The following is a 24,434-nucleotide window of genomic DNA, read 5'->3' on the forward strand; positions in this document are numbered from 1 at the left end:
TTTTTCAGTGCCCTCCCCGTCCTCCCGCAGGAGTCTGCGTGCCTGGAGCGCAAATCAACAGACATGTTGCAAAGCCTATATATTAATAATATTATAATAAATTAATGCGGTGAATGGTTAAAGTTATTGTAGAAAATAAGAGGCTGTCGAAAGTTTCTCGACAGCCTGACTCCATCCACTGGTGGAGTTTTTCTATTTCTGTCTGCATGTTATTAAAGTCCGATTACAACTGAGGTGGTTAGATTCTGTAATACTTTTGCGACACTCATCGCCACAATAGGACTAGATTTAGGATTTTGCTTAAAAGGCTTGTTTTGAATCGTTATTTCCATTTGACCAAAAAAGCCCTTCGCAATGATTGTGTGGGTATTCATTTGAATCGTTGGGTCCACATAAACTTGAACCTTCGTTTCTTCGAATCCAATCCCGGCAAGACTGAGTGCCGCGGAAACATTTACGTTTTCAGGGAATAATTTTGCAGCGTTTCTGGCATTACCATCAAAAACACAAAAAGGTTCAGTAATTGTTTCCAAATCTACTTTCTCCTCCGCAATCGTCCCATACCAACTTTTTGTTGGTTTCCTTGTAATTAAGGTTATTTCATCGATTTCACCCAATACCCCAGCAGCGATCCGATCCAAACCTGCGATGGCAGCAGATGGAATAATTATTCGTTGATTGTATTTAGTTGCGGCCGCCTGTAAGGACTCATAAAAGTCTATGTTAGCTAAAGCACCGACTGAAAGGATGACTAATTTACTTCCTGAGGAAAGGGCTTTTTCACCGTATAGTTGGAGGGCATGATGACCGGCTGCTTCAATAATGATATCTAAATTTTGGTTAAAAAAAACATCTTCATTAGTAGTTACTGTACATTGACTAGGTGGATTGCCTAAAGGACCTAGTGGGGTTCTAACCAAAAGGGCTTGAAGGGCAACATCCCCCGCATGTCCTGACTCAATTAACTCGCTAATACTCTTTCCAAGTGTTCCATATCCAATGATACCAGCTCTAAGCATATTCATTCTCCTCGGATTAAAATTTTTTATACTAATGAACTATAAAGTTACCAATCTATGTATTAAAAGTGTTTTGTATACCATATACCATCAATTTTCTACATTTTAGTCGATTCGATCCACAAAAGCAATAGTAATCATATAAATTTATATAAACTTCTAAATTTTCAAAATTGTTTGCAAATATTAGAGAATAATGGTATATTATTTTCAACCTTATAGTAAACAAGGTGTACATAGTGAAAAGAAAGGGGTTGATCATAATCATTCCTAAAGAATCAAACTACATAAAACGCAACTTAGAGTGTTTGCACTAGTTTTTCTTTGTTTGTAGATTGAATGATTTAGGAACTAGAAAATGTTCTGAAGTAAAGAGCTTTCAACTTAGTGTTTGGTTGTCATGTAATTCCGTAAAAAATTTATAAATATTTGGTATACAATCTACAATATTCAAAATATTATCTCTTCGATTTATTCTTTTAATGGAATCGCAATTGTCTATCTTTATAGGAATAAGAAAAGCAAATCAGAAGTAGAGGATATACACCATGATAGCCATCCATTTATAACTAATATTCCTCTCCTACGGTCCTTTTCCAATAATTAAGGAAATCTTTCGCTACAATCGTTTTAAAAATTTTTTAAAACATGGAGGGGAAATATGGAATTAACAGCAGCTCATTGGGTTTATCTAGTTGTCACTGTAGCCGTAATTATTATCATGCTTTTTAGAAAAGGTGTTGTTTTACCTCTAATTGTTGGTACCTTTATAGTAGCAGCCGTGTATAAAGGTAGTGTTATCTCAGGGTTTCAAGCCGTCTTTAATGCTAACCTTGTTGCCGCTAAGGAATTATTTAGTATTTTCCTAATCATTTCCATTATGATTGGTCTCCTTAATTCCTTGAAGGATCTAGGTGCAGATAAGAGGATGGTTGTACCGATAAAAAGAATAATGGTAAACGGTCACGTTTCTTATCTAGTATTAATGGTTACAACCTATGTGATTTCACTCTTTTTCTGGCCAACCCCAGCTGTTCCATTAATTTGTGCTTTGTTAGTGCCTGCTGCAGTAAGTGCAGGATTGCCAGTCATGACATCAGCAATGGTTATTGTTATTGCAGGACAGGGTATGGCACTTTCATCAGACTATATTATGCAAGTAGCCCCAATGCTTAGTGCGAAAGCCGCAGGAATTGATAAAACCTTAGTATCTGATAAGGCCTTCATTCTTTCTCTCATTACTGGAATAAGTTCTCTAGCGATTGTGTATGTGACACATCGAAAATCCATTACAAAAAGATCTGTTAATGAGATCAATAAAGCAGAAAATGCATTCTTTCAAGTTTCAGAGGAACTTGCTGCCACGGTAGAAGAGACTGCCGAAGTTATCAAGGTAAAGGAAAAGTGGGGAAAAATATTTGCGATTATTGTGCCTTTAGCGATGCTTGCTGTTATGATTTTTATGTTCCAAACCAAAATTGGCGGAGGAGCTGGATTTGAGGGAGGCGATGGCGCTGCCTTTATTGGAGGTGTTGCAACGATTCTCTTAGTTTTGGCGACGATTGCTTTTAACCGAATTCATGCACTCGATAAAATCAGTGAACATATTACCGAAGGTTTTGTATTCGCATTTAGAGCGATGGCACCCGTCATTCCGATTGCTGGCTACTTCTTTATGGGAAGTGGAGACTTTTCAGGGGCTATCCTATCTTTAGGTGAAGATGCTGCCAAGCCAGGCTTTCTATTTGATTTGATCCAAGCAGGTCAAAATTATATTCCACATAGCCCAATTATTGCAGCATTTAGTATCTTAATCGTTGGAATCATTACAGGGTTAGATGGTTCTGGGTTTGCAGGGCTACCGTTAACAGGTGCTTTGTCTGGAGCGATTGGACCTGGAAGTAATATCGATCCTTCCGTTCTGGCAGCTATTGGGCAGATGGGTGCAGTTTGGAGCGGCGGAGGTACGCTGATTGCATGGTCATCTCTTGTTGCAGTTGCCGGGTTCCTACAAATATCACCGTTAGAACTGGCCAGAAAGAACTTCTTCCCAGTTATAACCGGACTTACCATTGCTACAATACTGGCCGTTATCATTTGGTAAATTAACAGTTTTAATGTATTTAAGTATACTAGATACAGAAATTAGGGGTCGCTAATAAATAAAGAAGCTATTCCAAAAGTCAGCACAAAACTGATTTTTGGGATAGCTTTATTATTTTAATTTGAATGATGACAATTTGTTATCTTGTGAAGACAAAATACATAGGATGAAAAGATGAGAGGGGATAAAGGATGAAACAACAAAGGATTGGTTTAGTAGGGATAGGAAAATTAGGAACAGCGTTGATGACTCATTGGGATAAAAAATCAATCCCAATAGGTGTTTACCACCCAGTGGAAACAAAAGCCAGAAATTATCTCCACTTATTTCAAAATGGCTATCACTTAACAGAAAGTGAAATAAGTAATGTAGATATCTTAGTTCTCGCACTTCCTGCTCCGGAGATTATTCCGTTTATCTCAAGCTTAAAGCTCCAGAGCAATGCTCAGCATTCACCATCTATCATTAATATGGCCACGAACCTTGCTACCAATGAGCTAACGACCAAGTTTCCAAGCTTAGAGGTCCATGGTATAAAGTATATGGGGCATTCGAGAGATTTATTGGAACACGCAAATGGTTTATTTATTACTGAATCCGTATTAACCCCAAAAATTAAAGAGCTTTTTGAGGAGATTGGAAGGGTAAAGATTGATCGTGAAAGTTGTTTAACAGAGGTAAATAAATTAGCCACGTATTTTGCCTTAAAAACGGCCATCAATATCGAGACTGAGTTTGAGGATAGAGGATTATCCCCAGAATATCTTAAAAGAGCGCTAACATCGCTAGCACCCGAAGTGATACGTTCCTATAATGAGGGGAGTCTTGGTCACTTTGCTAAGGAAATAGTCAAAGAAATTAAAGCAGAGAAATCTAGTGATGGTCCTACAAGCCATTAAATTGCTAAAGGTGTCAATCAAATGATTGACACCTTTAGTTATGAGCGGCTGCGTTAGGCAAAAAACACTTGTAAAATAAATAGATACAACATGACACAGCCAATATAAATGCTTGCGAATGGCAGGTTCCAGTTAGACACTTTATAGGAGCTTTCCTTAACGATGTTTGACATAAGACCTAATGTCGCATTATAAGGGCCCACTAGAAAAGCAGAAACAGCTCCTGCTAACATCGCCACAGTCAAGATATGCGGTGATATCCCAATCACCTCTGGGTTCAAACCCTCTGTCATTAGGGCTAGTGAAACTGCGGGATGGAGTCCTAGAAAAGCAAAAGCCAACGGGATTAGAGGCAATAAAATCAAAAAGATTTCTACACCTGCTAAACTAATAAACTTATTTACCCAAGTATCCAGCCATACATTAGTATGAGAAACATTAATGGTTGAGATAAAAAATCCTGTCGATAAAAAAATAAAAAATTGATCCTTCATACTTACAGAGAAGGTTTGAAAATGCTTAACCAATTGGGCCCCGAACTCTTTCCCCTGTTTTAAGAATAGAGACCAAGAAAAGGAAAATGGAATGACAAGTAGGGATACTAAAATTAAAAACGGATAAGGAAACTTTGTTTCTACTAAAGAAATGACCACGTTAAAAATGATGATTGCCAGGAGAATTTGAAAGACTCTACCCGAACGATTCATCTGACCCGATGATTCTATCGTAGCAGCGGTTTCGTGGACGGATAGGTCCTTTTTGTTTTGGATCATGAAATTTGCCTTACGTGAGCCGATATACCAATCCACCCCCATACCAACGATGCTTAATGGAATGACATACGGGAGTATCGAGACCCAGCTAACTCCTGTCATTGTGATAACTATCCCGACAATTGGTGTAACAGGTGCCCAAAGTAAAGGCATGGCAAACCCGCGCGTAATCGCTCGGCTCATGAACCGTTCTTTATTCTCTACGGGAATGACATCTAATGCAGGCCTAATCGAGTAGTATGTCATTGGTAATGTGGCCAGATTCATAAAAATACTAAAAAAATAAGATATACCAGACGTAATCATGTACAGTTGACCTGAGGTTTTTACTCTTTTTTGAATAATATTTTGTATGCCCCCGCTATAACCGCCTAGTTTTATCGGTATCCCTAAAACCGGAATCAGTGTAAACATGGTTAGCATGTCCAGCATAGGGCCAAAAGAAAGAATATATTGATGCCAGGAAGCCCCGCTTGTCCATAATAAGACCACTCCAAGCAGCAAAAATGTACCTCCTAAAACTTGAACAAATCGCTTGGCTTGAAATAAGGTAATAATCACAATCGCAAGACATAGACAGGAGATTAGTACACCAAGATTTAGCACAGGCACCAGCACAGAGAATAGATACAATAAAATTACGATAAAAAACATATACCTCAGCATATCAACCACCCTAACTTTTATGGATTGTATACCAAATCTTATTATTTAGGCTAAATTTGTCACGTATTTGCAATTAATTATGAATAAACATGGTATTTGGTATACAAAAATCTTGTTTTATTGTTAATTCCATTATACAATTACATTATCAAATAACTCAATTAATAGGGGGATTTTAAATGTTCAACTTTCTATTTGGATCCAAAAGGGCTGCAAAAAAAGCTGAGAAAAAACTAGCTGCACTAAGAAAAACTCTTAAGTTCTAACGTTACTATTCCACCGCCGCCTAAAAGCCGGCGGTTTTTTGTTCTTTAAAAACAATATCAAGACAAAAAAACGGAGAGCCAAGCTACCTCTCCGGATTTTATATATAGAAAAGCTATATTTTTGCACAATATATATTCTAAACGGCTGCCTCAGCAGATCTTACCAGTTTGGAGTTGACAGAATCCTCGCTGTTCCCGGACGCCTTGACAATCTCATTTAATTCCTCGCGAGCAGCTTCAATGGTATCAAACTTTTCAAAAAACTTTACAGCTATTTGATTAACATATTCTTTTCCTTCAAAATTTTCAAATAATCGAATTTTAATCGTTTCATCAAGGACTTCAGCAATCGTATATTTTGCTTTTAAATTGTCAAAGAAATAGAAATGGTAGGTTTCAATCGGTTTTAACCCATCGTTTTCGAGAATTGTTTGGAAGGTATCTTTATTAGTTAAGACAATATATTTCCCCATGTAGAACACTCCTTTGAGTTTTTTATAACCTTAAATTTTAAGTCAGATAAGTATTTAATTTCTGTTACTCTAAGTATAGTAACTTCCTACCTTAATTTTTTTCTTTACTCACCTCCAAGGAATATTGTATACCAAACTACTTATGTGTATTTTATATCAGGATGTTAAAATGTTCAAGGTTATATTCTAAATATTTAAATAATTACCAAAGTTGTAGATAGACTACTGATTTACATGAAAAAAATTCGTACTAACTAAAAATTCTAGTTTGCTTATCTAACAAAAAGATTGTATACTTCAGAAAAGTATCAAAATTTTTAGAATAAACAGAAAGGGGTAACAATATGCCAAAAGTGATTCTTCATGTTGATGGAACAACAATTGAACAAGAAGTGAAAGACAATGCCAATTTAGTAGTATTAGCAGGGACCCGTCAATTACCAAAATTAAAGTATGGCTGCGGAATGGGGCGATGTACAAAATGCACTTGTATCGTCGTAAACGGAGCTGAGTCTTTATCTCCACCGAATTGGAAAGAAGAAAAAATGCTTGGGGATAAGGTCAATGAGGGCTACCGCTTAACATGTCAATTAACCATTAAAGAAGATATTGAAATTTCTCAAGAAAATATCTCGATCCAAGCCCCGAAGAAACAATCTGCTATCCAATCTTGATAAGGAATTTATTTTAGATTTATTAATGGTATACAAAATACAATCAACTTAAGTAGGTGAGTTAAAATGGATTGTTATGATTTAACCAGCATGACATGGAAAGAAGTAGAAGAATCGCTTAAGACTGTTGAATTTGCGATCATTCCAATTGGTGCTCACGAACAACATGGTCCCCATATGGTAGAAAGTTGCGATGCTGTCTTAGCTGAAAAGATGGCCAAGAAGTTAGGCCAACGAATGTTTCCTTTTGCATTGGTCACACCAACCATTAATATGGGTGTTTCCCAACACCATTTAAATTTTCCGGGAACGATCTCCTTGCAGCCCACGACATTAATTGCGGTTTTAAAGGATGTTATCTCATCATTGAAGCATCACGGCATTAAAAAGTTTTTGTTTTTAAATTCTCACGGAGGTAACCAGTCGACGCTTAATGTTGCCTCAATGATGTTAACCAAAGAAATGGATGTTGAAATTTACTATGCAAAGACGACTGCATCTGCTAAAAAGGCGATAAAGGAAAATATCACTTCACCATTATATGGACATAGCTGTGAACGAGAAGTTTCCGAAGCACTATATTTAGCGCCCGACCTTGTCCGTCTTGAAGACCTTGAAAAAGGTGATATCCAAGAAGAGGGAAGATGGAAGCAGCTTCGACCTGGAAAAGCGATTCAAGGATTTTATTATTATGAAGAAATGACGAATAACGGCTGTATCGGGGATGCCACAAAAGCAAGCTGGGAATTGGGCCAGCAGATCGTGGAGGAATCCTTAGCTAATCTTTCAAAAGAACTCTTCAAAATACTAGATCTGAAAGTGGATGTCCGTCCATAATTTTAGTAGTAGAGAGGGAAGATTATTAATCTTTAAAAAATTCTAAAAATTATATTTACAAATAAACAATATATTGGTAGTATAAACGTAAGGTATACCAAAACGATATTTTCACCGAATAAAAGAGTGCTGGAATAGGGAAGAATCCACAATCTTTTTATTTTTAATCTAATTTGGTATACAAAATATCAAATGCCAAGTTAAACTTGGGTACCTACATAAAATTAGAGGAGGAGTTTCAGTTGACAGAATTATTATCTAAAGATGAATTTCGCAAACAATTAGAAGAAGCAATTAAAGGTAACCATAGCCAGAAGGCTCCATTTACAGTTGCTTGGGCTGAGGGCAAACTTGGAAGAAAGCACTTTTCTAGATGGGCTGAAAATCACTACCATTATGTAGGACCATTCGCAGATTACTTAGCGTATATTTATCACAACACTCCATCAGATCCAAAATTTGCCGCTGCAAAAGATTTCACTTTACAGAACATGTATGAAGAAGAAATTGCAGCTGACCGTCACACTGATTTATTGATTCGTTTTGCGGAAGCATGTGGTACGACTGCAGAAAGAATTATCGATCCAAACAATATGGCTCCAACCACTTTAGGGCTTCAAAGCTGGTGTTTCGCAGTTGCAGCACGCGAGAATTTCGTCGTAGCAACAGCAGCTCTAGTTGTAGGCTTGGAATCACAAGTACCAGATATTTACCGTAAGCAAACACCTGCTTTACGTGAACAATATGGGTTTACAGATGAAGAAATTGAATTTTTTGATTTACACATCGTATCTGATGAAATCCATGGTGAGCGCGGTTATAAAATTGTTCTTGACCACGCCGATACTCCTGAGTTGCAACAACGTTGCTTAGAAGTCGTTCGTACAGGTGCAAAAATGCGCCGTATGTACATGGATGGGCTTTGGAGAGAATATTGTGAGCAGGATTTAGGAGCACTAGTAGAAACAAAGTAATAAGAAAACTTTACCGGCCGTCCTATTAATCTTGTAATTTAAAGGTTTAAGTGACGGCCATTTTTTTATAAAAGACATGGAAACAAATAAATGAAAAAAGGTGATAGTTGTGATAACTACAAAAGTAGAGACATTCAATAACTATATAAATGGAGAATGGCAGGAATCCGTGAGCCGGAAAACATTTTTTAGTGTGAACCCTGCAAATACCGAAGATCTTGTTGGGGAATTCCAGGCATCAAACGAACAGGATGTTAAAATTGCGATTGAAGCGGCTAAGAATGCTTTTCCTAGTTGGTCCCAAACGGCACCTTCCAAGCGTGCTGCCATCCTAAATCAAGCCGCCAGCATACTAGAACAAAATGTAATGGCTTTAGCTGAAGAGTTAACTAGAGAAGAAGGAAAGCATGTTGATGATGCCAAGAATGAGGTGTTACGTTCTGCGCAAACGCTCCGCTATTATGCAGTAGAAGGACAAAGCTTTACGGGGGAAACCTTTCCAAATGATGATCCGAATATGAAAGTTTCAACGGAAAGAGAACCGCTCGGAGTAGTAAGTGTCATCACTCCATGGAACTTTCCGCTTTCTATACCAGCCCGAAAAATCGCTCCAGCTCTAATCACGGGGAATACGGTTGTTTTTAAACCGTCCTCAGATACTCCACTGATCGCTTTCCGTCTAGTCGAAGCACTAGATAAAGCAGGAATTCCTAAAGGCGTGATTAACTTTGTTACGGGAAAAGCATCAGACGTCGGTGATTTATTGGTAACCCATCCTGCTGTTAGAGCCGTCACTTTCACAGGTTCAACCGCAGCTGGGGAAGACATTCATAAAAAAGCAGGCTTTACAACCCGGACGCAAATGGAACTGGGCGGGAAGAATCCTTTAATTGTTATGGATGACGCCGATCTCAATCAAGCCGCCACTTTGACCGTAAACGGGGCCTTTTCTTTAACAGGGCAAGCTTGTACGGGAACGAGTCGTGTCATCGTCATGAAAAACGTAAAAGTAGAATTTGTTCAGAAACTTGTTGAAAAAACGAGGGCACTAAAAATAGGTAATGGGTTTGAAGCAGGCGTGAAAATTGGTCCGCTTGCCAATGAAAAACAATTGAAGAATGTCTTGAAATACATCCAATTCGGAAAAGAAGATGGTGCTGAATTAGTATATGGCGGTGAGCCATTAGTGACTGGAGAATTCGAAAAGGGATACTATGTCCAGCCTGCTATTTTTACCAATGTAAACGCTAATTCTCGGATTGCGAAAGAAGAAATCTTTGGCCCAGTCGTGGCTGTGATTGAAGTAGATACATATGAAGAAGCCATCGCCGTTGCGAATGACGTCGAGTATGGTTTATCCGCTTCGATTGTTACCAATAATCTCAAAATCGCCAACCAATTTACAAAGGATATCCAAGCGGGAACAGTCAAGGTTAACCGCACAACGACAGGGAATTTAATGAATGCACCATTTGGAGGCCTGAAAAAATCAAGTACTTCTACATTCCGTGAATCCGGAAGAGTGGGCTTAGAGTTCTTTACGCAATTAAAAACTGTCTATATGGGCTATTAAAATAATACATTAGGTAAAGGAGAACAGCCATGAAATCTGTGTTGAAATTAGAACTAGAAGAAGCAAAGTTAATGATTGAGGCAGCTAAGAAAAAATCAGAAGAGATCAATGTTCTAGAAACCATCGCTATTGTCGATGATGGCGGCAACCTGCTAGCGCTTGAACGTATGAATGGAGCACGCATCACGGGGCCTGAAATCTCGATTGCTAAAGCGTATACGGCTGCTGGCCATAAACGCTCTACCCATTTATTTAACAAGGAGCCGAATGGACCTGCACTTCCTGGAAATGAAGCCTTTGGAATTCAACAGATGCTTCCAGGGAAATTCGCTATTTTTGTTGGTGGATTCCCAATTGTTGTCAATGGTGAAGTGGTAGGTGGAATTGGTGTAAGTGGCGGGAACGGCGAGCAAGACACGGCTGTGGGTACTGCCGCCCTGCAAGCATTGCAAAGTTATCTTGAAAGTGATGGGCTGGAAGTAATTACGGAAGCAGACATAAAAAAATAATAATAATAGGACCTCATTCAAAGCATTTGTTTTAGCAGAATGGGGTCTATCTTAATCTTCGGTTCTATTAAAATATGCGACAGAATGTTATATTGGTATAAAAAGGGGGAGAGTCAACTGAAAGCATATGTTGAGTTAGCAATTGGATTTGCCCGCACCGGTGTGACCGGTTATGGGGGCGGACCCTCGACGATACCGCTGATTGAATTTGAAGCTGTTAAAAAATACAAATGGATGAACGAACAGGAATTTGTCGAAATCCTGGCATTAGCTAATACCTTGCCAGGACCGATTGCCACCAAAATGGCGGCGTATATTGGTTATAAAGTGAAGGGGTATTTAGGTGCGACCGTGGCTATTCTTACTCACATTTTACCATCAATTATTGCCATGATCGCTTTATTGGGTGTGCTTTATAGGTTTAAAGAATCACCAATTGTCAGCGGGATGGTTCAAGGGGTTACACCTGTGATCGGATTTATGCTCTTGGAGATGGCTTATCGTTTTTTCCAAAATGGCCGGAAAGGGTTAGGTTTTCCAATTATGCTCTCACTTTCGGTCGTTTCTTTAATATTTGTCCAGTTTCTTGATTGGCATCCCGGCATCTTGATTGCGGTATTTCTCATCACTGCCTATTTCATTGCGGATCGAAAAGAAAAAGCGGCAAAAGCTTCCGCTAAGTTGCTTCTTCAGAGAAAGGAAAAAAGTTCATGATCTATTTGCATATCTTTTGGGCGTTTTTTATTGCTAATTTATTGGGATACGGCGGCGGCCCTGCAACCATTCCATTAATACAAAATGAAGTGGTCAACAATTACCATTGGATGAGTTTATCCGAGTTTGGGGATGTATTGGCGATTGGGAATGCCTTGCCAGGACCGATTGCCACCAAAATGGGCGGTTATATTGGTTATGAAGTGGGGGGGATTCTTGGTGCAGTAATTGCTCTAATCGCAACGATCCTTCCTTCTGCTCTCGCCGTTATTTTACTTTTTAAGTTTGTAAATCTATTTAAAGGTTCTCCAAAAGTAGCACTTATGACAAAGTCAGTACAACCGATTATTGCGATTTTACTTGCTGTGATGGCCTATCAATTCTTTTTAACAGCTTATGAGAATAGTGGTGTTTTTCATTTAGTCTTTTTGGCTGTGGTTAGTTATTTTGCTTTGGTTAGAGTAAAAATACATCCATCCCTTCTAATTGTTTGCTGCTTGATCTATGGTGGAGTGTTTCTTTCGTAAAAATGAATGTTAGAAAATAATAAAAAATAAGCGGGTGGAATTTATGGACGTAAGATGGGAGGAAAACAATCTTTTATCGATTCGGGAGCATGCATATATTTATTTAAAGGAAATGATTCTGGAGGGTGAATTAAAAGCGGGCGATCGTTTAATTGAAAGAGAACTTGCCGGGAAATTAGGCATCAGCCGGACACCGATTCGGGAGGCTTTGTTCCGGTTAGAATCCCAAGGCTTTGTAAAAACGGTTCCCCGAAAAGGTGTCGTCGTCTCCAATATTTCCGAAGGTGAAGTCATCGAGGTATTTACAATTCTTGCCTCTTTAGAAGTTTTGGCCGTTAAATTAGCTGCGGGGCGGATGGATAGAGAAACGCAACTAGAATTGGATCAAAAGATCGAAGAACTGATGTTGTTAAGAGATCAAGCCGAAGAAAACTTTAATCTTGAACATATACAAATGAATCGTCTGATTAATAAGGCGTCGAAAAGCCCTAAATTGTTTGAGATTCTCTCTGGTCTGATTGACTATATACATATGGCTGCAAATATGGGATATGAGACACCAGGCAGAAGAAAAGAATCCTTAAGGGAACATATTGATATCATGAAAGCCTTGCGCGATAAAGAAGCGGAAATGGCAGAATATTTAATGAGAATTCATATTGAAAACTCGAAAAAAGCATATATCACTTATATTGAAAATATTAAAGAAAAGCTGTATAAAAAAGAAAAATTGATGTTCACTTGAAAAATACCAATGAAAGTTCTCGTAGCGAGATATCATCTTTGTTAATGACCACACCGACTTCACGATGTGGTCTTATATTTATCTTTTTTTGAAATGAAAAAATTTAAAATATTTGTATTGTCTGAAAATTATAGATATGGTATATTGTATACCAAGAAGATTAATTTTAGGGAGGATACGAGGCATGCCAAAAATAAATTTCATTAACAGCAATAAACAATTAGAGGTACCCGAGGATTCGAATATCTTGAGGATGTCCCTTCGTTACGATGGAGAACTCCCAAACCGATGTGGCGGGGGAATTTGCGGCAGCTGCGTTTTTAAGGCGGAAGAAGGCGCTGAATTCCTCGATAAAGTCAAGGTACAGGAAAGAAGAAAATTAGGTGAAGAGTGGTTAGGAGAAGGATATCGCCTCGGTTGTCAAACATTTGTGACAAATGGAGATATTTCGATTTCTTGGGAAGATGCATTTACAGAAGTCGTGAAGAAAAGGAAGCCTGATAAACTCCAGAAAGAAGTCTCTACCATTTAGTAAGCTTAGTTAAAGAAAAATATGAATTCGGGGTGAGATCATGTGGGCCTGTGATAAACATATGAAAGAAATATTAACCTTCTTAGAAACTCCCCATATTAGCAAAGCTTCTTATCAAATTAAATGTTCACTTTGTGATAATCATGCACTAGCAAAAATCTATTACACTCATAAACCTTTGCATTTGAAAAAAAATAAAAAATTACGTGCATTTGCATAGCATCTATTATGGCCTACCTCGAGTGCTTTAAGTTGTAAAGTAGAGAGGGACAGGCACCATTTATAAAGGCTGTCCCATTAGTTTAACTTAGGGCAGTTTTTTTATGAAATAAATCCTGATTTGTAAATACTATACTTGACATATGACTAGGAATTGGTTTTTTCCTATAAACTAAGTAGTATTATTGTTGCCCTAACAGCGTATTTAAAGGAGAAGGAATCGATGGAAAACAAACTGATTGAAACCTGTACAAGCCTCATTAAAAATACAAAAAAAATCGTTGTGCTAACTGGAGCGGGGATTAGTACAGAATCTGGCATAAAAGACTTTCGTTCAAGGTCTGGGGTTTATCAACTTGCGCCGGAATATATCCTTTCCTTGGATTATTTTTATCGAAATCCAAGGGAGTTTTATCAATTTGCATTCGAAAATCTTTACCATCCGGATGCTGTGCCGAATGTAGGGCACAGGATTTTGGAGAAGTGGGAAAAAGATGGGAAGGTTTCTCATATAATTACCCAAAATATTGATGGACTTCATCAAAAGGCGGGCAGTAAGAAAGTCATAGAATTCCATGGAACCATAAAAACAGCAACTTGCTTGCATTGCGGTAAAAGCTATTCGACAGAAGAGATGGAAAATCGTCTCAATACCATCGATGAATTCTATATCTGTGACCATTGTGATACCAGCGATAAAAGAGAACGTTTTATAAAACCGGATGTCGTTTTGTTCGGTGATACAGGCAAGTGGTTTACTGTGGAGGGATTTGATGCGATTTTAAATATGATTCATGAGGCGGATTGTGTTTTGGTATTAGGGACGAGTCTAAAAGTAACGCCATTCTCCACTTTCCCCCAATACAGAAGGCAAGGAGTTCCATTAATTATTATTAATATAGGAGAAACTCCTTATGATACAGACAGTAATACATATGTTATTCAAGAGTCTATCGGGAAAACCTTGTCCTTATTGGATCAAAAACTAGGAAACTGAGACCGGACAACAGCCTTACAAGATGTTCCTCATTTTTCCATCGTAAAAGTAAAATCCACAAAACACACGGTTCTGTGGATTTTTTTGAGTTTTGATTAAATCATCCAAGTCGTTACTACTTCGCAAAAAAGTTTTCTGTATAATAGGGCTGCGATTCGTCATTAAAAGCTACGCCAACTCCTAAAAACTCGTAACCCTCCCGCAAAATATTTTCACGATGCCCGAGGGAGTTCATTAAACCTTCATGGGCGAAGATGCTGCTAAATTGCCCATAGGCAAGGTTTTCCCCAGCCATATGAAAACTGATATCATCCTCTTTCATCCGGTCAAACGGTGATTGTCCTTTCAGATTGGTGTGATCGAAATACTGATGGACCGCCATATCGGTGCTATGTTTACGGGCTGTTCCTCTAACATGCTCATCCCATGTTAGAACTGTAAGCTGATGATTGACTCGTGCTGCATTGGTCAAATCGAATAATTGATATTCAAAGCCTTCTTTTAACGCTGAATTGGCTTTGGTGTAAAAGCCTGTTTTCTTCTGCTCAAAGTCTTTACTGATTAATTGTATCGCTGTTACCGTATTGTTTTCATGTTTATCATAAAAGATGGTTACGTAAGTTCCCTCAAGCAAGAACACATCATAGTCACTATTTTCCTGTAATTGATAAACTGTCATTCCTTTTTGGATGTTGGTGATCGGTTCACCTAGTTTTGCGCGAACATCTATCTTGGAACTTCCGAGTTTGATTCCTTTAGTGGATGCAATTAAATCTTGGTTCGTGTATAATCCTGCTGCTTTGTTGTTTTCATCATACATGACCATAAAAAAATCATGGTAATTTTCATGATAGGCGTACCAATTCGTCCCATATTCATTAAGAGATGACCGATTTGCCTTGCCTAAATTATGATCTATATCTTCTTTTAGATTACCAAGTTCTATATTATTAACTGAAAATACTTGGTTAGTAGGGATATTTAATTCTACTTTTTCTTTTTGTGGTTGCTGCTGTTGTTTAGTGAGTGGAAGTTCACCCGCCTGAAAGCCAAGTTGCCCAACTAATTGTTGAACCTTTTCATAAAAACTATTAAGTGTTTCTAATACTGTAGAGCTATCTTTTATATTCATTTCAGATTGAACAGAATCAATCTTTTTTTCTATATCGTTTTTCCCCATCTGTTTATCAATAACTGGCAATGAAACATAAAACAAAAGTATAAATGAGATAATCGCAAGTAAACGAACCATGATATTTCCTCCATTTCTATTAGAATTGTACCCAATCTAGATAAAATGTATAAGTAATATGCTTGGGGGGAATAAAGGGAACGGTATGGCTGTAATACAAATTCTAAAATCAGTACACAAAAGGTTATAAAGGCACTATCTCAAATTGGATAGTGCCTTTAACTTCTCGAATATTGGTAATTGTATAAGGGTAAAAGTCTCATGCTTGGTCAAGCCTACTTATTAATCATTTCAGAAGTATCGCTAACTCGATATATCTTCCGCGGCCGTCCCTTGGAGGAAGGTGCCTCATCACCAATAATTTCAGCTATTCCTTCTTCCACTAAACCTGTTAGAATACGCCGAGCATTTCTTGGTGTCATTTTCAGCCATTCTGCTATATGGGTTGCAGTAATTGAACCATTTCCCATTCTTTTTTGAACGGATAAAATTTTATTAAAGGTAGTAATGGTTATGCCGCTATTTTTAAGCTTTTCACTTATTTCCTTATTTTCTGTTCGGTATTGATAGGAGATTGCCTCTTGCTCTTTTAATGGACCTTCAATCGTTCCATTATTATCCACCAAGAAAGCGCAAAAAGAATCATAATTTTGGGCATGGTTTAATGCAAGCCGAGCATTTTCTTCTGCCGTCAATGCAGTATCTCCGTAACCAATTCCAATATTGGATGGTAAATCTGCAAGTAAAGATAATTTTTCCAAAAGAGAGGCAATGGAATTCTCTGTTTCTTCCAACGAACCCCTTGTCGAAAAAATAACAAATATTCCTGTTCCTATTGTAACAAAGGAACCAGATATCGACTCTGCAAAGTTTAATATAGCTGCCTGGATCTCTAAATTTAATCGATGAAGATCGTATGATACCATATTATGATCTTCTTTTTTCTCCATCCCTTGAACTTTCACGAGTATGGCAGCAATTTGTGAATGTTTAAAATGCATCGTTTCCCATTGCTGGAGGGCTGTCGACAAGGTTTCGCGTATGTTGCTTCGTGTTGGTGAAACCCAATAGGCGGTTATGTTATGTAAACAAAGCTGATCATAAAGGGAACGAAGGCTTGTTATACAAATATCTACCTTCCCATCTTGAATATGTTTTTGATGAAATGCTAGAAGATTATCAAGAGGGGTCTCATTTGTATACTCATGAACATAAACCTGGTTGCTTGGTATGCTAAGGTCGCGGTATGTTTCATAAACATCTCGTTCAGTCAGCGTGTCAATGCTAATCCTTTCTAAACTTCTTTTATCATTGTAACTGATGTCAACTAAGGTTTTGGTCAAGCTGGCACCATCTAATTGAAGTAAAAAAAATGGCTGTTTGACAGCGCTCTTTTGAAATGGGTTAAAAAGGGCAGGTCCGGCTAAAATCCAAAGGTCAACTGCATGTTGATTTTTTTGCACGATGCTAGTGGCTTCTTCAGGGTTCTGGTAGATAAATGGTACTGATTGCAGCCGGTCACTATATTCAGTTGCTATTTCAGAAATAAGATGGACAGAGTCATTTGGTCCAATGATTCCGGCTCTTGGTTTCAAAAAACTTCCCTCCCAAAAAGATTAAGTTATTTAATTATAACAATAATGGAAATCCTTTTGTCATTAATTTTCTCTAGTTGAAATATTTCATATTTTTATACTAACATTTTTAAGTTAATTATAGTGAATTTTTAGAAAATTCTGTTGACATCAGTATTTTTCAACTGTATAGTTTTATTTAAGGAACACATTAAGAATAATTCCGTAAATTAAATGATTAGGAGTGTTAGTTATGAATAAATCGAAGGAGTACCAAGATTTAGTCCCGTTGGTGGACCAACAACAATTTAAACAGGTTATAGGTCATTTTGCCAGCGGTGTATCGATCATCACCGTCAGTAATAATGGAGTAGATTTTGGGATCACTGCAAGTGCCGTGTGTTCCGTTTCAGTCGATCCGCCCATGCTGCTAGTTTGCGTCAATAAAAGCACCGGGACTTGTCATGCCATATCGGCTGCAGAATCCTTCACGGTAAACATAGTCAATGAAACTCAAAAAGAATTAGCATTAAGATTTGCCAGAGCAAATACGGATAAATTTGATGGAGTTGACTTTTCATATGGAGAGTTAGGCAATCCTGTTTTAGGTCAAACACTTGCTACGCTCGAATGCCGGGTTGTCGAAGAAATAACAGGAGGCACACATTCCGTCTTTTTGGGCGAGGTCCAGAAGGCCGATGCAGCTGATGGAGATCCTTTAGTTTACTATCGCGGGAAATTTGGCAAATTTGAAGAAGCTTAACTATCTTCAATTAAAGTGTTAAATAGAATTGTGCGAATAATTAAATTAATAGGAGGTTGTAAAATGGCATTAATGACAGGTAAACAATATCAGGAGTCACTGAATGATGGACGCGAGGTTTATATCGATGGGGAAAAGGTTAGAAATGTGGCCGATCACCCGTCCTTTAAACCCATTGTGGATGTAAAAGCCAGGATGTATGATATGGCACATGAAACGAAGTTTGCTGATACATTAACAACCAGACTGCCAGACGGCGAAGTTGTTTCACGGGCGTATAAAATGCCTGAAACAAAAGATGATTTGACTGCGATTCGCAAACATGTTGAAACCGTTCTTGATGATCTTGGCGGGGTTGTTTATCGCGTCGGCGATGAAACAATCGGTGAAATGTGGTCCCTTTATGACGCTCAGGATAAATTAAATGAAATCGATCCGACCTATGCAAAAAATATTAGGTACCATATTGACCGAGTCGCACGAGAAGACTTGTTCCATGTTTCGGCAAACACGGATCCAAAAGGTGATCGAAGCAGATTGTTCAGCGGAAAAGATGGCGGAACCTTGCTTCACGTGGTCGAGGAGAATGACCAGGGAATCGTGGTAAAAGGGGCCAAGTTTGAGACAGCCGCTGCTTATGCGCACCAAGCATTTGTAAAACCAACAATCCTAGATTGGAATGCTGGATCCGAAAAAATGGCACCTTTCGCCTGTGGATTCATTTGCGATATGGGTGCTCCAGGATTAAAGCATATTTGCCGTACATCCTTAGGTACGGATCGGAATCCTCAAGATTATCCTATCGCCACGAAATTCGAGGAAATTGATACCTTACTTATTTTTGATAACGTCCTAATTCCGTGGGAAAATGTCCTATTTCACCGTTCCTTAGAATCAGCCGCCTATATCCGTTCCACACTTCATCGTTATTCTGCCTTTAATTACACCCTTAGAATGTTACGCAGAGCTGATTATTTAATTGGTGCAGCGCTACTGAATGTTGAACAGACTGGTTTAACCCATCTCCAAGCTGTCAAAGAAAAAATCTCTGAACTTATCAATTATCGCGAAGGAATCAATGCCCATTTAACTGCTGCCGTAGCGGATGCGAAAAGAAGTCCCGGCGGGTTAATGATGCCAAATCCATCGCTTTTGTATACAGGTCGTGTCTTTGCATTGGCCAATTTCCCGGCTATGGCCCATTTAACGAGAGAGCTCGTTGGCGGTCAATTAGCGGTCACTCCAGATTCTGCCACGATGGCAGATCCAGAAATCAAGCAATATTTTGATCAATATTATTCCGTTGGCGAGTGGTCGCCTGAAGATCGAGGAAGATTACTTTATTTTGCAAGGGATTTGTTAAATTCCTCTTATGCGGGACATAGAACCACGTTTGAATTATTTGCGCAAAGTCCGCCATTTGCTCAACAGATGGCCGTGTTTAATAACTTTAATATGGAGCCGCAGCGTGAGTTAGTCCGAAAGGCAGCAGGGCTGAATCTGACTGCGCCTGTTTCTAGTAACTAATGTAAGAAAGGAGTTTTGTCATTGAAAGTTCATACATCTGGTACATTAAAGCTCCCTGGATCCGTACTAACAATCGGGGCCCTTGATGGCGTTCATCGAGGTCATCAGGCCTTACTTTTAAAAACAAAAGAACGTGCGCAGGTGCGTGGTGTCCCTTTTGTCGTCTATACCTTTGACCCGCCTCCGAAGGTTTTCTTTAAAAAATGCCAAATGATAACTTCGCTGGATGAAAAGCTAAGCAGGCTTAACATGATAGGTGCTGACCATGTCATTGTTGGTCAATTTAATGAGGCGTATACAAAACAAAGCGTCGCTTCATTTATAGATGAGGTGATGATGATTAGACCTCTTGAAATTTGGGAAGGTCCAAACTTTCAATTTGGTAAAGATCGAAGGGGAACCATCGAGGATTTACGGACCAATTTCAATGTGGGGGTTTTAAAACCGCTTCAATGTGAAGACGGTGAATTAATCTCTTCTACAAGGATTCGCCTCCTTTTACAGCAAGGAAACTATTCTTTAGCAAAAAAATTACTTGGAGATATCCGATATATTTCCTTTTTAGCAGAAAAAAACTATGCGGTTTAATAGAATAAATGGGTTAGCAGCTTGATAGATAAGACATAATTAATAATACATGGAGCAGCAATGCTGGATTTATTCCATATTGTTGCTTCAATTTATTTTTGCGTAAAAACTGGAATCGAAATTGGCAGGATAGGAAAGCGAGGTACAGCTTTGAGGATAAATCTAGACCGATTACTGATGGATATTGAGAAATATGCGGCGTATGGGAAAAATGAACAGGGGGGTGTAACCAGGCCTAGTTTTTCTCTAGCTGATCATGAGGTTCGTCAATTATTTATTGAAGAAATAAAGGAATTGGGATTAGAAGTGACCATTGATGGAGCTGCGAATATTTGGGGTAAATATAAAGGAACGGGGAAAAACCCCGGTAGTATCGTCATAGGCTCTCATTTGGATTCTGTTCCTAATGGTGGTAAATATGATGGGCCGTTAGGTGTGTTAATGGCTAAAGAAATTGTGAAAAGATTAATAGAATTAAATATTCGCCTTGAACATGATATCGAAATTGTCTCCTTCACAGCTGAGGAATCCAATGATTTTAATTTATCCACATTCGGGAGCCGGTCATTTGTTGGCCGAATAACGGCGGAAATGCTACAGGACGCATGTGATTCAAGAGGAGCACGCCTTAGCGATGAATTGAAGAAGGTTAACGGCGGACTCGACAAATTTGCCTTGATGATGGATATGCACAGTGATAAAAAGGCATTTATTGAACTCCATATTGAGCAGGGACAGCGGTTAGAAAGTGCTAATATTCCTATGGCGGTGATTAACAGTGTTGTCGGGACATACCGTAGTACTGTTAAAGTGATAGGACAGTCTAACCACTCGGGTACAACGATGATGGAACATCGAAAAGATGCACTTACGGCTTCCTCCGAAATGATTCTTGCTGTGGAGAGATATTGTCAAGGTCAGGGGAATGTTGTTGGTACTGTCGGAAAGTTAACGATTAGTCCGAATGCCACCAATATTATTCCAGGTCAAGTTGATTTCATCTTAGAGGTTAGAGCCGAAAAGTCGGTGACTATTCAACGAGCGGTAGAGGCGATCCAAGAGGTTTTGCAGGAAATTGCCGCAAGAAGAGAAGTGGAAATACAACAGGAAGTGTTTCTTGATCAAAAACCAGTGGTCTTAGATCAGGATATTGTGAGTAGCCTTGTCGAGACAGCTAGGGAAATGAATGAACCTTGTTTGATTCTTCCAAGTATGGCTGTTCACGATGCAGCCCATATGGCAAGTGTCACCAAGTCGGCCATGGTTTTTGTCAAAAGCATAGAAGGGAAAAGTCATTGCCCTGAGGAGTATAGTTTGCCCGAGGATATTGAAAAAGCGGGTAATTTTATTTTACAGGGAATTATTAATTTAGATCGTACTCTTTATAGAACAGAGTATAGTCTGCCTATTAATAAGACGAAATGAGTTGTGAATGAAGTAGTTTACATTGCATTCTTTTAGTAAAAAACAATTAAGGCTGTTGTTAATAAATGAGACAGCCTATTTTTTGTCATGGAAAATAGATTAGCAGGACCTTATTATACTACTAAAACTTAAACTAATTATTATCTATTAAGGTCTATTTTTGGATGATTTGGTAGAACAAGTTTTAGAACAAAATATGTTATAGAATGTAAAAAATTAAAAGTTATAAAAGTGAGAATTTTTAGAAAATTAAATTGACATTAACACTATGAATTTGTTATTTTTAATTAAAGAATAATTAAAGAATAATTAAAGAAAAAATCCGTAAATAGAAATAAGAATGATAGTCAATAAATATTGGAGGGAGGAAAACGTGTGGCATTAATAAATGGGGGCACCGGGACTAAAGCAAATTTGCCGGACCTCCCTTGGAACAGGTCGAAATCCTCAAGATTATCCAATCGCCACGAAATTCGAAGAAATTGATACCTTACTTATTTTTTGATAACGTCTTAATTCCGTGGGAAAATGTCCTTTTCCACCGCTCCTTAGAATCTGCAGCCTATATCCTTTCCACACTTCATTGTTATTCTGCCTTTAATTACACCCTTAGAATCTTACGCAGAGCTGATTATTTAATTGGTGTTGCGCTATTAAATGTTAACAGACAGGTTTAACTCATCTCCAAGCTGTCAAAGAAAAAATCTCTGAGCTTATCAATTATCGCAAAGGAATCAATGCTCATTAAACCGCCGCAGTAGTTGAGTTTATAAAAATTAAAAAACGAAGAAGAAAGAGGAGGAATGAAATTGGTATTCTCTAAAAGCTTAATTGCCAAAAAATTGTTTATGTTTTTGGTGCTAGCCGTAATGTTGGTAGGGTGTTCGGCAACGAATTCTTCATCGGGAAATAGTAATTCTTCTTCCAAGAGCGGCGACACGATCAAGGTAGGATTACAAGCACCAATGACAGGTGATAATGCCCAGTATGGACAGGATATGAAAAATGGTGTGGAACTTGCGTTTAAAAAGATTAATAGTGATGGCGGAATCAATGGGAAGAAGCTTGAGTTGATCGTCGGTGACGATAAAGCGACTCCGTCTGAAGCCGTTGCCGTCGTGAATAAAATGATTATGAATGATGGAGTTAAGGCGATTATTGGAGGATATAATTCATCTCCAACATTGGCTGCACAGGATGTTTCAGGACCTGCAAAAGTCCTTCATTTAAACATGGGGGCTAGCCCAGACCTTTCAAAAACGGGCAACAAATACCTGTTCCGCGTAATCTTAACAGGTTCCGTCTACGTTCCGGCAGTTATGAAATATATGGCGGAAGAGAAAAAGGTAAAGAAAATCGCAGCACTCTATGAAAATACGGATTACGGAATCACCATGTATGATGCAGCCAAAGCGTCTACGAAAGAACAAGGCGTAGAATTTATCGCTGCTGAAAAATATAACCCAGGTGATAAAAACTTCTCATCACAATTATCAAAGATTAAAACATTAAATGCAGATGCAGTAATGGTTGTTGGTCTTTACAATGAAGTTGCCTTAATTGAGCAACAAGCAAAGCAGGCAGGATTAAACATTCAATTCTTCTCACCAGATGATTCCATGTATTCTAAGCAACTCATCACTTTAGGCGGCGATGCGGTTGAGAATCATATTTTTGCTTCGATGATTGATTTAAATGCTGAAACTGAAGAAATGAAAGAGTTTAAAAAATTAGCCGAGGAAAATAATACACCTGCTCAAGCGAATACGGCGATTTCTTATGATGCGGCCATGGCGCTTGCAAAAGCATTAACCGAAGGCGATGGCGACGCTGATAAGTCCCGTGACGCACTAGCAAAAATTGAACATCAAGGCATAACAGGGCCGATAAAGTTCGATAAAAACGGTGACCGTTCCAATACCCCAATGATTATGCAAGTGCAAAAAGGCAACTTCAAGGTTATCAAAGAATCGGAATAGGGTGATTACTAATGTTTATTGATCAACTCATAAATGGAATTGTCCTCGGAAGTATTTATGCATTAATGGCCATTGGTTACACCATGGTGTGGAATGTATTACGTTTTATTAACTTTGCACATGGCGAGGTTTATATGGGAGGGGCATTCGTGTCCCTTTATCTTCTTTTATTAGATACACCAATCTGGCTGGCATATCTTGGCGGGGTGTGTGCAGGAGCGTTACTCGGTTATTTAATGGAAAAAATGGTTTATATGAGGATGAGAAATGCGCCCAAATTAAATCTGCTGATTGCAGCAATAGGGATATCGATTGTTCTGCAAAATTTAGCTCAATATATTTGGGGGGTAACACCAGAGCGTCTAACCTCTCCATTTCTATCCAAAAATATAGCGGTGGGAGATATGCTGATTAATCAGCATTATATATTTATCATTATCCTGACCATTCTTGTCATGATCGTTTTGGAGTTATTTATTAATCGAACACTTATGGGGAAAGCGGTTCAAGCAGCCTCCCAGAATATAAAAGCAACGCAGTTAATGGGGATTAATGCCAATAAGATCATTTCAATCACGTTTGCTATTGGGTCTGCAGTTGGCGCACTCGCTGGTATTTTAGTGGGACCCGTATTCTTAGTCTATCCAACCATGGGGGTATTTGCAGGATTAAAAGGATTTACAGCTTCCGTTATGGGCGGAATGGGAAATATACCTGGCGCCATGATTGCGGGGTTATTACTTGGCGTCATTGAAAGCTTTGCCGCCGGATTCATCTCCTCTGGTTATCGTGATGCGGTCGCAATGGTGATCTTGTTATTTATTTTATTAGTTCGTCCTCAAGGAATATTCGGAAAAATTGTCCAACAAAAAGTATAAAGGGGGG

Annotated in this window: 23 protein-coding genes; 18 read left to right on the plus strand and 5 right to left on the minus strand. The window is 38.5% G+C overall.

Annotated elements, in window-relative coordinates; all coding sequences use genetic code 11:
* Positions 1–212: 212 nt before the first annotated feature.
* Positions 213–1,019: an aspartate dehydrogenase gene (locus J7E66_RS19860; protein WP_215003035.1), complete on the minus strand. Its 807-nt coding sequence runs from the start codon at positions 1,017–1,019 to the stop codon at positions 213–215.
* A 661-nt stretch (positions 1,020–1,680) separates the two neighbouring features.
* Here J7E66_RS19860 and J7E66_RS19865 point away from each other — a divergent pair.
* Positions 1,681–3,123: a hypothetical protein gene (locus tag J7E66_RS19865; RefSeq protein WP_215003037.1), complete on the plus strand. Its 1,443-nt coding sequence runs from the start codon at positions 1,681–1,683 to the stop codon at positions 3,121–3,123.
* Between the two features lie 191 nt (positions 3,124–3,314).
* Complete coding sequence (locus J7E66_RS19870; RefSeq protein ID WP_215003039.1) at positions 3,315–4,022, plus strand: hypothetical protein; 708 nt, start codon at positions 3,315–3,317, stop codon at positions 4,020–4,022.
* A 53-nt stretch (positions 4,023–4,075) separates the two neighbouring features.
* On the opposite strand, the gene J7E66_RS19875 is transcribed toward J7E66_RS19870, so the two are convergent.
* On the minus strand, positions 4,076–5,461 hold the full coding sequence (locus J7E66_RS19875; RefSeq protein WP_215003041.1) for a hypothetical protein: 1,386 nt from the start codon (positions 5,459–5,461) through the stop codon (positions 4,076–4,078).
* A gap of 403 nt (positions 5,462–5,864) precedes the next feature.
* Positions 5,865–6,200 carry a hypothetical protein gene (locus J7E66_RS19880; protein ID WP_215003043.1) on the minus strand — a complete coding sequence of 112 codons (336 nt, stop codon included), beginning with the start codon at positions 6,198–6,200 and terminating at the stop codon, positions 5,865–5,867.
* A 344-nt stretch (positions 6,201–6,544) separates the two neighbouring features.
* Between J7E66_RS19880 and J7E66_RS19885 the strand changes: the two genes are divergently transcribed.
* From J7E66_RS19885 to J7E66_RS19930, 10 genes are all read left to right on the plus strand, one after another.
* Positions 6,545–6,874: a 2Fe-2S iron-sulfur cluster-binding protein gene (locus tag J7E66_RS19885; RefSeq protein ID WP_166258927.1), complete on the plus strand. Its 330-nt coding sequence runs from the start codon at positions 6,545–6,547 to the stop codon at positions 6,872–6,874.
* Positions 6,875–6,940: 66 nt separating this feature from the next.
* A complete protein-coding gene (locus tag J7E66_RS19890) occupies positions 6,941–7,711 on the plus strand; it encodes a creatininase family protein (protein WP_215003045.1) in 771 nt (256 codons plus the stop codon).
* Positions 7,712–7,953: 242 nt separating this feature from the next.
* Positions 7,954–8,685 (plus strand): iron-containing redox enzyme family protein, encoded by a 732-nt coding sequence (locus tag J7E66_RS19895; RefSeq protein WP_088087939.1) that lies wholly within the window; start codon positions 7,954–7,956, stop codon positions 8,683–8,685.
* Between the two features lie 109 nt (positions 8,686–8,794).
* Complete coding sequence (locus tag J7E66_RS19900; RefSeq protein WP_215003047.1) at positions 8,795–10,258, plus strand: aldehyde dehydrogenase family protein; 1,464 nt, start codon at positions 8,795–8,797, stop codon at positions 10,256–10,258.
* Between the two features lie 29 nt (positions 10,259–10,287).
* Positions 10,288–10,767: a GlcG/HbpS family heme-binding protein gene (locus J7E66_RS19905; protein ID WP_215003049.1), complete on the plus strand. Its 480-nt coding sequence runs from the start codon at positions 10,288–10,290 to the stop codon at positions 10,765–10,767.
* Between the two features lie 117 nt (positions 10,768–10,884).
* The gene (locus J7E66_RS19910; protein WP_215003133.1) at positions 10,885–11,481 is read left to right on the plus strand and encodes a chromate transporter; all 597 of its coding nucleotides are present in this window, start codon (positions 10,885–10,887) and stop codon (positions 11,479–11,481) included.
* Positions 11,478–12,008, plus strand: coding sequence for a chromate transporter (locus tag J7E66_RS19915; RefSeq protein ID WP_215003051.1), 531 nt, complete (start codon positions 11,478–11,480; stop codon positions 12,006–12,008). Before J7E66_RS19910 ends, J7E66_RS19915 begins: the two co-directional genes overlap by 4 nt.
* 43 nt (positions 12,009–12,051) lie before the next feature.
* The gene (locus J7E66_RS19920) at positions 12,052–12,753 is read left to right on the plus strand and encodes a GntR family transcriptional regulator (protein ID WP_215003053.1); all 702 of its coding nucleotides are present in this window, start codon (positions 12,052–12,054) and stop codon (positions 12,751–12,753) included.
* A 184-nt stretch (positions 12,754–12,937) separates the two neighbouring features.
* Positions 12,938–13,285 carry a 2Fe-2S iron-sulfur cluster-binding protein gene (locus tag J7E66_RS19925; protein WP_215003055.1) on the plus strand — a complete coding sequence of 116 codons (348 nt, stop codon included), beginning with the start codon at positions 12,938–12,940 and terminating at the stop codon, positions 13,283–13,285.
* 442 nt (positions 13,286–13,727) lie between these two features.
* The gene (locus tag J7E66_RS19930) at positions 13,728–14,501 is read left to right on the plus strand and encodes an NAD-dependent protein deacylase (RefSeq protein ID WP_215003058.1); all 774 of its coding nucleotides are present in this window, start codon (positions 13,728–13,730) and stop codon (positions 14,499–14,501) included.
* 115 nt (positions 14,502–14,616) lie between these two features.
* On the opposite strand, the gene J7E66_RS19935 is transcribed toward J7E66_RS19930, so the two are convergent.
* Both J7E66_RS19935 and J7E66_RS19940 read right to left on the minus strand, forming a co-directional pair.
* The gene (locus tag J7E66_RS19935) at positions 14,617–15,753 is read right to left on the minus strand and encodes a CAP domain-containing protein (protein ID WP_215003060.1); all 1,137 of its coding nucleotides are present in this window, start codon (positions 15,751–15,753) and stop codon (positions 14,617–14,619) included.
* Between the two features lie 215 nt (positions 15,754–15,968).
* Positions 15,969–17,288, minus strand: coding sequence for a helix-turn-helix domain-containing protein (locus tag J7E66_RS19940; protein WP_215003062.1), 1,320 nt, complete (start codon positions 17,286–17,288; stop codon positions 15,969–15,971).
* Between the two features lie 232 nt (positions 17,289–17,520).
* On the opposite strand from J7E66_RS19940, the gene J7E66_RS19945 reads away from it, so the two are divergent.
* The 6 genes from J7E66_RS19945 to J7E66_RS19970 all read left to right on the plus strand — a co-directional run bounded on the left by J7E66_RS19945 (position 17,521) and on the right by J7E66_RS19970 (position 24,427).
* Complete coding sequence (locus J7E66_RS19945) at positions 17,521–18,030, plus strand: flavin reductase family protein (RefSeq protein WP_215003064.1); 510 nt, start codon at positions 17,521–17,523, stop codon at positions 18,028–18,030.
* 63 nt (positions 18,031–18,093) lie between these two features.
* Entirely contained in the window at positions 18,094–19,557 is a 1,464-nt protein-coding gene (locus J7E66_RS19950) for a 4-hydroxyphenylacetate 3-hydroxylase family protein (protein WP_215003066.1), read from the plus strand.
* Between the two features lie 21 nt (positions 19,558–19,578).
* Positions 19,579–20,145, plus strand: coding sequence for an FAD synthetase (locus J7E66_RS19955; RefSeq protein WP_215003067.1), 567 nt, complete (start codon positions 19,579–19,581; stop codon positions 20,143–20,145).
* A gap of 60 nt (positions 20,146–20,205) precedes the next feature.
* Positions 20,206–21,570 carry a Zn-dependent hydrolase gene (locus J7E66_RS19960; RefSeq protein WP_215003069.1) on the plus strand — a complete coding sequence of 455 codons (1,365 nt, stop codon included), beginning with the start codon at positions 20,206–20,208 and terminating at the stop codon, positions 21,568–21,570.
* Between the two features lie 809 nt (positions 21,571–22,379).
* Positions 22,380–23,549, plus strand: coding sequence for an ABC transporter substrate-binding protein (locus tag J7E66_RS19965; RefSeq protein WP_251033027.1), 1,170 nt, complete (start codon positions 22,380–22,382; stop codon positions 23,547–23,549).
* An 11-nt stretch (positions 23,550–23,560) separates the two neighbouring features.
* Positions 23,561–24,427 (plus strand): branched-chain amino acid ABC transporter permease, encoded by an 867-nt coding sequence (locus J7E66_RS19970; protein ID WP_215003073.1) that lies wholly within the window; start codon positions 23,561–23,563, stop codon positions 24,425–24,427.
* Positions 24,428–24,434 lie beyond the last annotated feature (7 nt).

Source organism: Bacillus sp. ISL-7 (assembly GCF_018613065.1).